General features: G+C 57.0%; 17 protein-coding genes. 10 read left to right on the top strand and 7 right to left on the bottom strand.

Annotated elements, in window-relative coordinates:
• Positions 1-11: 11 nt before the first annotated feature.
• The 6 genes from ACP7CJ_RS28585 to ACP7CJ_RS28560 form a co-directional block, all read right to left on the bottom strand.
• Entirely contained in the window at positions 12-449 is a 438-nt protein-coding gene (locus ACP7CJ_RS28585; protein ID WP_426103187.1) for a hypothetical protein, read from the bottom strand.
• Between the two features lie 296 nt (positions 450-745).
• Positions 746-1,204, bottom strand: a complete 459-nt coding sequence (locus ACP7CJ_RS28580) for a hypothetical protein (protein ID WP_426103185.1) — start codon at positions 1,202-1,204, stop codon at positions 746-748.
• A gap of 560 nt (positions 1,205-1,764) precedes the next feature.
• Positions 1,765-1,944, bottom strand: coding sequence for a hypothetical protein (locus tag ACP7CJ_RS28575; RefSeq protein ID WP_426103183.1), 180 nt, complete (start codon positions 1,942-1,944; stop codon positions 1,765-1,767).
• A gap of 678 nt (positions 1,945-2,622) precedes the next feature.
• Positions 2,623-3,504 (bottom strand): hypothetical protein, encoded by an 882-nt coding sequence (locus ACP7CJ_RS28570; RefSeq protein ID WP_032877431.1) that lies wholly within the window; start codon positions 3,502-3,504, stop codon positions 2,623-2,625.
• Positions 3,501-4,379 (bottom strand): hypothetical protein, encoded by an 879-nt coding sequence (locus tag ACP7CJ_RS28565; protein ID WP_426103181.1) that lies wholly within the window; start codon positions 4,377-4,379, stop codon positions 3,501-3,503. The genes ACP7CJ_RS28570 and ACP7CJ_RS28565 overlap by 4 nt, the downstream gene beginning before the upstream one ends.
• A complete protein-coding gene (locus ACP7CJ_RS28560; protein WP_426103179.1) occupies positions 4,360-4,935 on the bottom strand; it encodes a helix-turn-helix domain-containing protein in 576 nt (191 codons plus the stop codon). Before ACP7CJ_RS28560 ends, ACP7CJ_RS28565 begins: the two co-directional genes overlap by 20 nt.
• A gap of 108 nt (positions 4,936-5,043) precedes the next feature.
• Here ACP7CJ_RS28560 and ACP7CJ_RS28555 point away from each other — a divergent pair, with 108 nt between their 5' ends.
• The 3 genes from ACP7CJ_RS28555 (at position 5,044) to ACP7CJ_RS28545 (ending at position 5,969) form a co-directional block, all read left to right on the top strand.
• Entirely contained in the window at positions 5,044-5,244 is a 201-nt protein-coding gene (locus ACP7CJ_RS28555) for a Cro/CI family transcriptional regulator (RefSeq protein ID WP_032877429.1), read from the top strand.
• Between the two features lie 68 nt (positions 5,245-5,312).
• Complete coding sequence (locus ACP7CJ_RS28550) at positions 5,313-5,780, top strand: YmfL family putative regulatory protein (RefSeq protein WP_426103177.1); 468 nt, start codon at positions 5,313-5,315, stop codon at positions 5,778-5,780.
• Positions 5,781-5,801: 21 nt separating this feature from the next.
• Positions 5,802-5,969, top strand: coding sequence for a hypothetical protein (locus ACP7CJ_RS28545; RefSeq protein WP_426103175.1), 168 nt, complete (start codon positions 5,802-5,804; stop codon positions 5,967-5,969).
• On the opposite strand, the gene ACP7CJ_RS28540 is transcribed toward ACP7CJ_RS28545, so the two are convergent.
• Positions 5,959-6,159, bottom strand: coding sequence for a hypothetical protein (locus ACP7CJ_RS28540; protein ID WP_247404722.1), 201 nt, complete (start codon positions 6,157-6,159; stop codon positions 5,959-5,961). The two genes, ACP7CJ_RS28545 and ACP7CJ_RS28540, sit on opposite strands and share 11 nt — an antisense overlap.
• Between ACP7CJ_RS28540 and ACP7CJ_RS28535 the strand changes: the two genes are divergently transcribed.
• The 7 genes from ACP7CJ_RS28535 to ACP7CJ_RS28505 are packed head-to-tail and all read left to right on the top strand — an operon-like array spanning position 6,158 to position 10,821.
• Positions 6,158-6,343: a hypothetical protein gene (locus tag ACP7CJ_RS28535; protein WP_426103173.1), complete on the top strand. Its 186-nt coding sequence runs from the start codon at positions 6,158-6,160 to the stop codon at positions 6,341-6,343. The genes ACP7CJ_RS28540 and ACP7CJ_RS28535 overlap by 2 nt on opposite strands.
• Positions 6,340-7,173 carry a hypothetical protein gene (locus ACP7CJ_RS28530; RefSeq protein ID WP_426103171.1) on the top strand — a complete coding sequence of 278 codons (834 nt, stop codon included), beginning with the start codon at positions 6,340-6,342 and terminating at the stop codon, positions 7,171-7,173. Before ACP7CJ_RS28535 ends, ACP7CJ_RS28530 begins: the two co-directional genes overlap by 4 nt.
• Positions 7,174-7,209: 36 nt before the next feature.
• Positions 7,210-8,052: a ParB/RepB/Spo0J family partition protein gene (locus ACP7CJ_RS28525; RefSeq protein ID WP_426103169.1), complete on the top strand. Its 843-nt coding sequence runs from the start codon at positions 7,210-7,212 to the stop codon at positions 8,050-8,052.
• A gap of 1 nt (position 8,053) precedes the next feature.
• Positions 8,054-9,034 (top strand): phage replication protein, encoded by a 981-nt coding sequence (locus tag ACP7CJ_RS28520; protein WP_426103167.1) that lies wholly within the window; start codon positions 8,054-8,056, stop codon positions 9,032-9,034.
• Positions 9,021-9,797, top strand: a complete 777-nt coding sequence (locus tag ACP7CJ_RS28515) for a hypothetical protein (RefSeq protein WP_426103165.1) — start codon at positions 9,021-9,023, stop codon at positions 9,795-9,797. The genes ACP7CJ_RS28520 and ACP7CJ_RS28515 overlap by 14 nt, the downstream gene beginning before the upstream one ends.
• Positions 9,794-10,066 carry a hypothetical protein gene (locus ACP7CJ_RS28510; RefSeq protein ID WP_426103163.1) on the top strand — a complete coding sequence of 91 codons (273 nt, stop codon included), beginning with the start codon at positions 9,794-9,796 and terminating at the stop codon, positions 10,064-10,066. The genes ACP7CJ_RS28515 and ACP7CJ_RS28510 overlap by 4 nt, the downstream gene beginning before the upstream one ends.
• Positions 10,063-10,821, top strand: a complete 759-nt coding sequence (locus ACP7CJ_RS28505) for a hypothetical protein (protein WP_426103161.1) — start codon at positions 10,063-10,065, stop codon at positions 10,819-10,821. The genes ACP7CJ_RS28510 and ACP7CJ_RS28505 overlap by 4 nt, the downstream gene beginning before the upstream one ends.
• Positions 10,822-10,907: the final 86 nt, after the last annotated feature.

Below are 10,907 nucleotides of genomic sequence, written 5' to 3'. Positions count from 1 at the left end.
GATGTGCGCGCTCATAGGTCACCATCCACGTCGTCCTCGGCCGCTTCCCGCTCTGCTGCCACCGCGTCGGCGGCGTAGGGCCTGAGCAGGTCCATGGCGATCCGTTCAGCGGCTTCGATTGGGTGTTGCTGGCCGATCAAGTCAGCAGCGTGGCCGCGTGAATCTGACTGGCTGCCGAGGATCGATGACAGGAACAGGCGGGCAAACGAATCGCGCTCGTCTAGGATGTCGATCTGGCGCTGATTCAGGATGCCTTGCAGGTAGGTGCAATACCTGTCAAAGGTCACCACCTGCGGACGACCGAAGCGCCGCTTCCACTTGATATCGACGCCACACACCAACTGTTCCGCCGAATGTTCCAGCCACTCCTGTTCCGGGCTCGCCTCGCTGACCTCTGGAGGCAACTGAGCGTCGTAATGCTGCTGGCATATCTTCAATGCTGCGTTCATGCTGCCTCCGGCCAGTGGCGCTCAATGCTCTCTTTTGCGTAAGGCGACAACCGCTGATAGCCGTTCACCGAATCGCAACCAGGCATGGTTCCTTCCAGCTCGACACAGGCGCGGATATCGCAACGCCTGGAGCAGACCCAGCCGCCGTAGTGGCAGCGATGGACAATTCCGCCAGGTTCTGGGTGGTAGGCAAGCACGGCTTTCCATGACGGCGCCCCGCGCAACTTGAGGCCGCATCCTCGGCACACCGCTTGAGTTTCAGTACAGTTATGCATGGCGACCTCCAGTGTTTGGGGTTAGGCGGCTACCGGCTGATTCATCAGTTCGGCGTAGGCGCTGAGCGCTTCTTCGCGGGTATCGCCGAATGCGTAATTGGCCGACGACTGCAGGTCTTCAAACCCTTCACCTACCACGCACCACGCACTGCCATCCTTCATCACGCGGATGGCCCACCACGGTTTCTGGAATCCGTCAGTGCGGCAGGTGTTGCAGGCCCAGGTGCCGCCGTAGACGAAGCCGGTCTGCTTGCACTGGCCATGCGGGAAGGGGTGGATGAAGTAGATCTGGCCCGCTCGGATCATGTCGTCGGCTTTGTCCCAGCCCTGACCACGCTCAAATCGCGCCGGGCCATCAGCCGTTGCATTTCGCACAACGCCATGGATGCGGGAATTGAAGCCGCCGAGAAAATTGCCACTGAGCAGGCCTGCGTCGAAGATTTGGTCCGCCATGCGGATACGGTTCGTTTGCTGTTTCATGGTCAACTCCGATTGTTGGTTCACCTGTATTCGTCAACACTCATGCCTCCCGCTGGTTGCCGATGGGCGCGGGGGAGGAGTGCTGACGTAATAGAGGTGGGGAAGGGTGCAGGCGCCCGGCACTTCCCGGGATGTGTCGAGTCTGGCCAGCTATGCCCTCGGACTCGCCTGCGGTGTTCTTCTTCATTTGGGGTGGGCCTACCTTTCGGATGATGCGCGGTGACATCGACAGCCCTGCTTCCCGCTGCCTGTTAGGGTGTAGGGCGCAGCCTTCAGGCTTACTGCGCCACGCAGGTGAATCGTTGATCTACTTCATGACGGTATCTCCTGTTGTTCGCTCACTGGGCAGGCAGTGGCCACCTGTTGATTCGCATCGGGGTGTGATTTGGTAGGGATTCGAACCCAAAAGAATTACGTCGATTTCGGCAGCGCTACCTAGTCGACACCACCCCGCACGCAGGGCGCCCCTGATCCGCCGAGGCAAACTCCAAATCACACCCCGATGCGCTCTCATAGAGAGGATCGGGCAGTTAACGACAGGCTGTCGTGGCGCTGGTTGTTCAGCCTTCGTAACCCGGCTTTTCACCGAGCTGCTTCAACTTCTCCGCCTGAAAAGCCTTTGCCAGGCCGAAAGCCTGGGCGGAAATCGCTTCTGCTGGACGCTCATCTTTGCTGGCGAGAAGGCCAACGATTGCTGCCACCGCGTAGCCTTCAATGTCTTCGTATTCGGTTCTGGTCATGGTCTTGCTCCGGGTTGATTTCCCGTTAGGCCCTCTTGCGAAGGTCTATCGGTGAAATCCCGGCCTCGCTACTGGCGTCAGGCCGGGTTTGTTGCGTCAGCGGTGTGGCCCGTTGCCCGCTGCTGATTGCAGGGCTGGCCGGTCGTCTTCGTGGGTGGGCGGCGAGCTTCCTCCTCACGGCGTCAAACAGCATCTGTTCGCCGTGGATCACAGGTCCTTACAACATGCACGCTACAGCTCTGAATACCCTAGTTGAGTGGGGCAGGGTGCATGAGGTCCGGCGTTCCCAGCCGAGGCTATCGGGACCGCTAATTCGATTCGGTGTCTCTCCCTTCTGCCGCTGGGATTCGCGGGGCGCATTGCTTGCCGGGTCGTTCGCGCGGTTCGAGCGTTTCGCTCTCGATCAGCCGTACAGGGTTCTCCTGTCGTGGGCGGGCTATCTGACCCGTCTGATCGCCGGTCGCCGGTAGAGGCAATACGGTCTGTTGGTATTTCTGTATTGCGCTGACTGTTAAAGAGCGGTTCAGGCCGTGAGGCCCTTCGCAGAGGCTGTGTGTCGCTGCGATGGGTGAACATTACCAATGGCATTATTTGCTGTCAATGCCATTGGTAATAATATTTGCCGATGGCAATAAAAAGCCCGCACTAGGCGGGCTGATTTGATGGATGATTTAGGCGTTATGCGGCTCTATCGTCCCACCATTCGATTGTTTGGTTGGCCAATGCGTCAGTCGACACTGCTTCGATGACGTCAACACCAGCCTTGCTGGCCCGATCCATCTGGCGAAAGGCCGTGTCGTGGACTTTCCGAAATTCCTCTGCGGACATGCCGCTATCAGAACTGGGCATAAGTACCGAAATAGACCCTTTTCGATCTGAGTTGCTCGTGATGAGCAGAATGTCCGAGGCTGCTTGCAGGATGTTGTGCTCAACCACCAGCGGGCTCTTGTACCACGCCGAGACAATTGTGCCGGCGGCGTCGCTGCTAAGCAGGGGGACGTCTACTTCGATGCGGTTCGCAGACCCTTTCATTTTTAAGCTGAATCTTCCCTGCTGAATAATGCGGGATGCCTTCAGCCTCATTTTTTCTTCCATTATTCTCAGCACGCCGTCCCGAAGCTTAGGTGTGGAGTGATAGCGGAAGTGGTCGCGCTTGGCTCCAAATTTTGGGCGGGCGAGGGTCACTACGTCATTGAAGAACTCATCGACGACGCTTTCTGCCGTGGCGCCAGATGCAAATAGGGCCTCTCCCAGTCGAACATCGTGTCCGATAAAGTCAGGGAGATTACCGCCATAACTCAGCAGGGTGGCCTCTACGTCTTGAAGGTAATGCACCAAATCGTTTTGGTCGATTCGGCCGTCATACAAGCAAGCCAGGCGCTGGAAGGTGTCGAGCATGCGAATCTCGACTTGCACGCCATGCTGGAAGGCAACTCCCACATTAAGGAACTCCCCTGCATCAGGATCAAGGCACATGCTTATGCTTCTCCAGGAGCCACGCACGAGCTCTTGGCGAGGTGCGCCACCTATGCGACTTCTGAGCTTTTCGGAGATATTCATGATATTGCCAGCATTCCAAGTTCCTTGGAGTATCGGTCATTATCCAGACGCGCGGCAATGAAGTCGACCACCTGGGCCGACCCCTCGTCGCCTAGAAAGCTCGATAGCATTTCCGTTGTTTTTTCTGCTCCACCATCCCGAAACGCTACAGAGAACGAATTGTACGCGAGCAGCCTAGCGCTTCGAACGGGTAGATTCTGGCTCCACTGAGGGACATAAAGATCGATTATTTCCATCAGCCTATTTGGGCACTTCCTTGCCCCGCTCAGCTTGGCTGGAGTCCAGTCAGGCCATACAAATAGCCTTCCGTGATCTATCAGGGTGTACGAACCGCTAGACGCCCATAGCAGGTTTCCTAGGTGCCTGTCAGAGTTTTGAAGCCATGCGTCAAAAGACAAAATTGCCGGGATAGACTTGTTCTTGGATAGCTGCGTTACAAGTCTCTTTGCTCGGCGCTCCTTCATAAAATCAGGAAAACCGTCCACGTGCTTTTGCACAAGATTGGGGTACGTCGTGTCTTGCGAGAACCACGCCAAATAGCTTTTCTGTGGGCCTGAGGGAGAAATAAAGTCGAGCGCGCGCTGAACTCTCTCAGGGATTTGATCGCGATCCAGCTCAATTACCCCTGCATTCTTGGCCACCGGGAGGCCAACGATACCGGCCAGCGCATACCCGATAGCCTCGCTTACGATTTCAGATGACTCAAACTCGTAGGTGCCCGGCCTTTCCCAAACCTTATCGGGGATCGGCTTAACGTAGCAGTGCAAAGATTCGTCACCAACCCGAATTTTTGCGCGGAATAATGGGTTTAGCCCCGTTTTTACTGGGTCACGCAATTGACCACCGAAGCAGTCGCTATTCAGGAACTGGATCATTTGGAGTCAGCTTTTTCCTTAAACGCTGATGAGGCGATTCTGTTTTGGTTGGGGTCCTGATCGAGAGGCGAGTGGCGATAGCCTCCAATAGCAGAACATCTTGCTCGCTCAGCAGCCCAGAATCTGCGGCCTCGGCAATCCGCTCGAGTGCCGATCTAGACCTTGGGCTTGCGGCCAAAGCCAGGGCCCTTGCTCTTTCGCCAGCCCCCGTAAAATCACGATCAGATTTGGATGATTCTTCTCCATCCAACGAGATGGTGTTGCCAGATCCGGCGTGCCGCTGGTCGATGGACGACGCCATTTGAGAAATCTCTTTGGCGAGGCGCTCACTAAACTCACGAACATCTACCTTCAATATGTTCGCGAACGAGGCGGCAATCGAAGGATTGAGCGGGTTAACGCCATTCAGATAGTGGCTGACGGAGCTTTGATTGATTTCTAAGGCGTGAGCCAGCTTCTCCTGGGTCAGGCCAAGCTCATTTTTCTTTCTATTGAACAGCGCCTTCAGCCGAAGGCACTCATCCTTTTTGTCTTGCGGTAGGGGTTTCTTGCTCATCCCTGAATCGTATTCCCATCGGTAATATAGCTACAAATGCCAATGGCATTTACTTTTAAAAATGCCATAGGTAATATCCGTGCATGAAGAACCACGGAGATCACTCCCATGAACCGAATTCACATCACTGATTTTGCCCGCTGGCTTGGGCAGAGCGAGGCTGCCGCTCTGTTGGGGATGACGCAGGGCGCCATCAGTAAAGCCATTCGAATCGGCCGTGACATCTATGTCACCCCTCACCCGAATGGGATTTGTACAGCAGAAGAGGTGAGAGCATTTCCTTCGCAGAATCAACGCCTCGCCAGCTAAGCGACATCCCTGTCCGCCGTTCCATTGAAGCAATTCTGACCGCAACCGACCCAAGGAAAAACTAGGACATGAAAACGCCCGTACTAGAGACCCGTCGCCAAGTAATGGCGGCCGTGTCCAACGCTTTCCCTGGTGGGATGGATTGCGCAGCTGCTCGCCTTGGCATCAAGGACAAGCGCCTGGAGAACCAAATCTACGAAACCGCCGGGTGCAAGCCGCTGAGCGATATCGAGATCCATGTACTGGAATGCGAGACCAAGACCGAACATCTGCCGGACTACATCTGCGCGATGTACGGCGGTGTGTTCGTGAAAATCCCGGAAGCGGGGGAGTTGGATAACGTCGATCTGTACCAGCGTTCGCTCACTGCATCCGCACAGCGCGGCGCGCTTGACCAGATGGTGGCTTCCGCCCTGGAAGACGGCGAGATCGACGCGAACGAAGCCAAGAAGATCCGCGCCCTGCACGCCAAGTACATGTCGGCAAGCCTTGAGGCTATCGGGGCGGTAATTGAATTGCACAAGGCAAGAGCCTGAATTCACAACCGGAGAAAGACCATGAGCAAGCGTGACCCGCATTTCGAAGAGCTTGTAGCGCTGCGAGACGTATTGATTGAAGTGCTTCCAAGCACTGGCGTTGATGATCTGACGACCGTGGCAATCGAGAGCGCCAAGGCCGTCAGGGCCGCTTTTGAAGAGCTATCTAAATCGGCGACTACCGAGTGAGAGGCACTGAGCCCGCACCTTTCCCGGCTGCGCTCTTGAAGTGCTCCGTGAGTTGCGTGTGCGCCTCAACAATGGACGCGGTTATTACTCCCGCCCCGTTGGTTTTTAGATCGCCAGCACGAATCAATTCGATAACGACCTGTAGCGCCGCGGTTGCAGCGGTGTTGTTCAGATTAATGACTTCAGTCATGTCCGGCCTCCTAGGCCTTCTTGTGTGGAAGCAGAAAGCTACCACGGATGCGCCGGACACCTATACCGCGCCACGTTTTTCAATTCAGCAAAACGTGGCGCAAAACCCCAACCGCAAATTGCGGGCGCAAAAAAGCCAGGTTCGCGGCCTGGCTGATTGCGTAACAAAAGGAAAATCTACATGAGCAATTTAACCCAAAACGCCATCAACGTAAACGGTCCAGCAATTACCGTCGAGCAGGTGACGCCCGAGATTGCCCGCGTCTGGCTTGAGCGCAACACCGGGAACCGGGCGGCAAGCATGGCGCACGTCTCGAAGCTTGAAAAAGCGATCCGGGAGGGCGGCTGGAAGATGACCGGAGACCCCATCCGCTTCTCAAAGGGGGGCAGCTTGTTGGATGGCCAGCACCGCCTACATGCCATTCTTCAATCTGGCATCACTGTCACTTGCGTCGTAATGCGGGGGTTTGACGAAAGCATTTTCGACGTACTCGACAGCGGCAAAGGTCGTCAGAAGTCGGATGTGTTGTTCGTTCAGCTGGGCCTCCCCGTCGAGACCTGCAAGATGCTGGCGACCGCCACCACGTGGGTGATTGATTACGAGAAAGAGCAATTTGGCTTTCCCGGCAAAGCCGAGAAGACCGATGTTCTTGAATTCGTGAAGCGCAACCCGCTGCTGATTGCCGCCGCCGAATACGGTCAAACCCTTCCTCGACAATCTCCAGTCCCGCGATCCATTGCGGCGATGTTCTATTTCTACGCAAGCCAGCGCAACCAGCCCTTGGCTGAGCGATTCCTTGAGCGATTCATGGTGGGTGCCGTTGAGGGTGTCAACGACAACCTGCTGTATCTGCGGAATCGCTGCTTTGCCGCATCTGTTGACCGTCGCCCGATCCACCGCAGCCAAGTCATTGGCGCCCTGATTCGCACCTGGAACGCAGAGCTGCGTGGCAAGCCTATCAAGCACGCGACCAACGTTATGCGAGTCGACGACACCTTCCCGACCTTCATCTAAATAGGATGGGGACGGGAAACCGCCCCCTGTCAAAAAATGGCCGATCAAATCATTCAGTGCCAGGCATCCCTGATCAAGGTCGCGAATCGATTCCGCAAGGACTTCGGCGACATTGAAAGCCTGGCCGCAAGCATTTCAGAGATTGGGCTCTTGCAGCCAATCGGCATCGACTCCGGGTATCGCCTCGTTTTTGGTGAGCGCCGCCTGCGCGCCTGCCTGTCCCTTGGCTTGGAAAAGATTCCAGTCCGCACCGTTCACCTTGATTCAATCTTGCAGGGCGAACTGGCCGAGAATGAATTCCGCAAGGACTTTACCCCGTCCGAGCGCGTTGCTATTGGCGAGGCCATCGAGCGCGAGCTAGGGGATCGCCATGGAGCAAACCTGAGATCCGAAGACCCGGAAAATTTTCCGGCTCCTAAGGGTGACACCCGAGATATTGCAGCAAAGGCTGCTGGTTTCGGCAACGGCAAAACCTACGAACAGGCTAAGCGCGTAGCTAACGAGGCGGCCCCCGAGCTTGTCCAGGCGATGGATGAGGGGCGTGCCTCTGTATCTGGCGCCCTAGCTCTGCTGGTGCTGCCGAAGGATCAGCAGGCATCTGTTGCGGCTGGAGACAAGAAGTCGATTCAGCAGGCTTCCAAGGCTGCCAAGGCGCCGTCTAAGGAGCAGGCTCGCGCATCCGACCTCATCCTAAGCGTGATCACTCAGGTGGAGCTTATAGGCCGCTACGTCGAGCGCAGTGAGGTTGGCGTGCCTAGTTTTGCAGGTCAGTTTCTTTCTGATCTGATCGAGGCTGACGCCACCATTCAAGCGCGGCTGTCCGCGATTCTTCCAGTGCTGCAAGGCCTCTCAGATATCGCTAGCGCGGTGGAGGCCTGACATGCAGTTCACGCTATCTATTAACCAAGTTAAGTCGCTTGAGTGGGGCCTGAACTCCCAGCAAGCGCTCTTGTTCGCTTTCGTCTACTCATGCCCAAGCTGGACGACTCCAGTAAAGACCGAGAACGGTATCTTCTTTGCGCTCAGCAAAGCGAAGATCGTAGAAGAGTTGCCTCTGCTGACCGACAAGCCGGACACCGCTTACCGCATGCTCAAAGCGCTCGAGGAGGCCGGTTTAATTGACCTGTCCAGCACAGCGAACATCACGCTTTTCCGCCTTACAAAAAAGGCCGCCGAGTGGAATAAGAAAGAAGATGGGTCGGAAAAATATCCGACCACGCCAGCCTCGAAGGGTCGGAAAAATATCCGATCTACCTCGGATAAATCTCCGAGCAAGGTCGGAAAAAAATCCGAGCAAGGGTCGGATAAATCTCCGACAAATCAAGATACCAGTAATCAGGATACCAATCAGGATACCAATCAGGATACCAATCACAGCTTGCCGGAAGGCTCGGACAAGCCGACCCAGTCCGGCGTGTTGGTGCTGGTGGTTGATCGTGCCGAAGCGCCCCGTGTCGAAATCCCAGCCGACATGCCTGGGCCAAAAGACCAGACGTGCAAAACCTTCAAGGCCTGGGCGAACTACGCCATGGCCTACCGCAAGCGCTACCAGTGCTGGCCGGTGTGGAACGCAGCCGCCGGCGGAATCCTCGGCAAGCTTGTTGACCGCCTGGGTGTCGACGTTGCCCATAGCGTGGCCGCGTACTACCTCACGATCAATGACGCCCGCATCGTCAACGACTGCCACAGCCTGAGCAACCTGATCGCCAAGGCCGAGGCTTACCACACCCAGTGGGCAACCGGCCGCCAGATGAATTCCCGCACCGCCCGCCAGATTGAAGACACACAAGCCAACATGAACGCCGCGCAGGAAGCCGCCCGGCTCATTCTCGACGGGGAGAAACGTAATGCTTTCCTCTGAAAACCTTGCTGAATTGGCCGCTGGCATTTGCGCCACCGCCGAGACGTTGGGGCAGACCATCAGCGCTACCGCTGCCAAGCTGATGGCCGAAGACTTGTCCGTATTCCCGCCGCAGGACATACGCAAGGCGCTGCAATCTTGCCGTCGCGAGCTGACAGGCAAGTTCACCCTCGGCGCGATCATGCAGCGCATTCAGGCCGAGGATGGCCGTCCGGGCAAGGATGAAGCTTGGGCTATCGCCATGACCACGAACGATGAGTTCGAGACAGTGGTGCTGACCGACGAAATCCAGCTGGCCCTGGCCGCAGCCAAGCCTGTACTCGACGCCGGGGACAAGATCGGCGCCCGTATGGCCTTCATCAGCGCCTACGAGCGGTTTGTCGCCCAATCCCGAGAGGATGCCAAGCCTGTCAACTGGCACGTCTCTGTGGGCTTTGACGCCAGCCGCCGCATTCAAGCCGTCACCAAGGCCATGGAGCTCAAGCGCATTCCGCGCGAGCGCGCCCAGAAGTACCTCGCAGACCTGAGCGTCGTTCCCGTCACTGAGGATGGCCGCGCCATTGCTGGGCTGCTCACCGGCACCGTCACCCAGCCAACTCCGGTACTGCGTGAAAAGCTCCAACTGGTGAAGTCCTCGATGCTGGAAATGCGCAAGGCCAGCGAAGAGCGAAAGCTCGAACTACGGATTGAAGCCGCCAACGAATTGGCAGACCGCCGCGCGCTGCTGATCAAGCAGGCCCAGGAATTGGAGTCACGAGCATGACCGTTACCAGCATTCGATACAGCACTACACAGGCCAAGCCAAAGCCCCAGGCCGGTGACGAGCGCTTCCTGAAAGGTCGTGGGGTCCAGCAAATCCGCCAGCAGCAGTACAGCAAAATGTACCGGGCCTACATGGTCAGCAACGGCCGCCCGGTGTGGGAGTGGGTCGACAAGGGCAGTGAGAAAGATCGCACGTCCGAGGCGTGGCTCCAGGCTCGCAGGTCGGAGCGCATGGCATTGATGGCAGAAGCAGCGGAGCAGCGGACATGACCGACTACACCGAACTGAAGCGCCTGGTTGATCGCGTGCTGACGGACCGCCGTTTCTGCGGCGACGAAAACCACAAGGCTCTTGCTGATGGCGTCCTGGCCCTGATCGCCGAGAACGAGTCGCTGAAAGGTCCGCATGACTGGCTGGCGGAAGACCTGATCAAAGAGTTGGTCGATAACGCTCAGGCGATTCAGGAAAACGCTGACGATGGAGAAGACGATCCATTTGTCATCGTTCTTCTCGCTTCGGCATCACGCATCCGTAGGCAGGAAGCGAACATCGACAAACTCAGGGCTGAAAACGAGCAGTTGGCCAAAACCGCTGACTGCTGGGACAGGCTGAATATCCTGAACAAGGCGCTCAGTGATTCGTTCCGGGTCGAGCGCGACCAACTCAAGGCCGATAACGAGCGGCTGCGTGCCGACTATGCCGGATTGGCGAGATTCAACCCTGAATGGGACCGCGTAGCAGCCGCACAGGATTTGGTGCGTGAACACATGGCAATGGTCGTTCAACTCAAGGCCGAAGTCGCCGGCCTCAAGACCGGCTACGAAGCCTACGAGCGGGTGAATGCTGAGCTGAAGGCTGAGGTGGAGGGGCTGCGCAAGGACTCTACTCGTCTGGATCGATTGGACCAAGAGCGAGAAGCCTACGGGACCAGCTTTCACGAAGGTAACAGGTGGACGCTGGATGGTCAGTTCGCAACGGTTCGCGACGCCATTGACGCCGCCCTGGGCCAGGGAGAGCAGTCATGACCAACATCATCCACAAGCCGCGCCACTTCTGGTCGGCTGGACCTGCCCGCGTTCGGGAAGTCTTGCGGCTTGCCTACCTGTTCGCC

The organism is Pseudomonas sp. PSPC3-2, assembly GCF_049897085.1.
In the GTDB taxonomy this organism is placed as follows: Bacteria; Pseudomonadota; Gammaproteobacteria; order Pseudomonadales; family Pseudomonadaceae; genus Aquipseudomonas; species Aquipseudomonas paraveronii.
This window is presented reverse-complemented; position numbering and strand designations above follow the sequence as displayed.

Bases quoted from the DNA above. Each gene is read 5' to 3' on its own strand.
- ACP7CJ_RS28575 (WP_426103183.1), bottom strand. From the start codon at position 1,944: ATGACCAGAACCGAATACGAAGACATTGAAGGCTACGCGGTGGCAGCA.
- ACP7CJ_RS28525 (WP_426103169.1), top strand. From the start codon at position 7,210: ATGGCCGATCAAATCATTCAGTGCCAGGCATCCCTGATCAAGGTCGCG.
- ACP7CJ_RS28520 (WP_426103167.1), top strand. From the start codon at position 8,054: ATGCAGTTCACGCTATCTATTAACCAAGTTAAGTCGCTTGAGTGGGGC.
- ACP7CJ_RS28545 (WP_426103175.1), top strand. From the start codon at position 5,802: ATGAGCAAGCGTGACCCGCATTTCGAAGAGCTTGTAGCGCTGCGAGAC.
- ACP7CJ_RS28570 (WP_032877431.1), bottom strand. From the start codon at position 3,504: ATGAATATCTCCGAAAAGCTCAGAAGTCGCATAGGTGGCGCACCTCGC.
- ACP7CJ_RS28510 (WP_426103163.1), top strand. From the start codon at position 9,794: ATGACCGTTACCAGCATTCGATACAGCACTACACAGGCCAAGCCAAAG.
- ACP7CJ_RS28565 (WP_426103181.1), bottom strand. From the start codon at position 4,379: ATGATCCAGTTCCTGAATAGCGACTGCTTCGGTGGTCAATTGCGTGAC.
- ACP7CJ_RS28580 (WP_426103185.1), bottom strand. From the start codon at position 1,204: ATGAAACAGCAAACGAACCGTATCCGCATGGCGGACCAAATCTTCGAC.
- ACP7CJ_RS28505 (WP_426103161.1), top strand. From the start codon at position 10,063: ATGACCGACTACACCGAACTGAAGCGCCTGGTTGATCGCGTGCTGACG.
- ACP7CJ_RS28555 (WP_032877429.1), top strand. From the start codon at position 5,044: ATGAACCGAATTCACATCACTGATTTTGCCCGCTGGCTTGGGCAGAGC.
- ACP7CJ_RS28560 (WP_426103179.1), bottom strand. From the start codon at position 4,935: ATGAGCAAGAAACCCCTACCGCAAGACAAAAAGGATGAGTGCCTTCGG.
- ACP7CJ_RS28515 (WP_426103165.1), top strand. From the start codon at position 9,021: ATGCTTTCCTCTGAAAACCTTGCTGAATTGGCCGCTGGCATTTGCGCC.
- ACP7CJ_RS28535 (WP_426103173.1), top strand. From the start codon at position 6,158: ATGTCCGGCCTCCTAGGCCTTCTTGTGTGGAAGCAGAAAGCTACCACG.
- ACP7CJ_RS28585 (WP_426103187.1), bottom strand. From the start codon at position 449: ATGAACGCAGCATTGAAGATATGCCAGCAGCATTACGACGCTCAGTTG.
- ACP7CJ_RS28530 (WP_426103171.1), top strand. From the start codon at position 6,340: ATGAGCAATTTAACCCAAAACGCCATCAACGTAAACGGTCCAGCAATT.
- ACP7CJ_RS28550 (WP_426103177.1), top strand. From the start codon at position 5,313: ATGAAAACGCCCGTACTAGAGACCCGTCGCCAAGTAATGGCGGCCGTG.
- ACP7CJ_RS28540 (WP_247404722.1), bottom strand. From the start codon at position 6,159: ATGACTGAAGTCATTAATCTGAACAACACCGCTGCAACCGCGGCGCTA.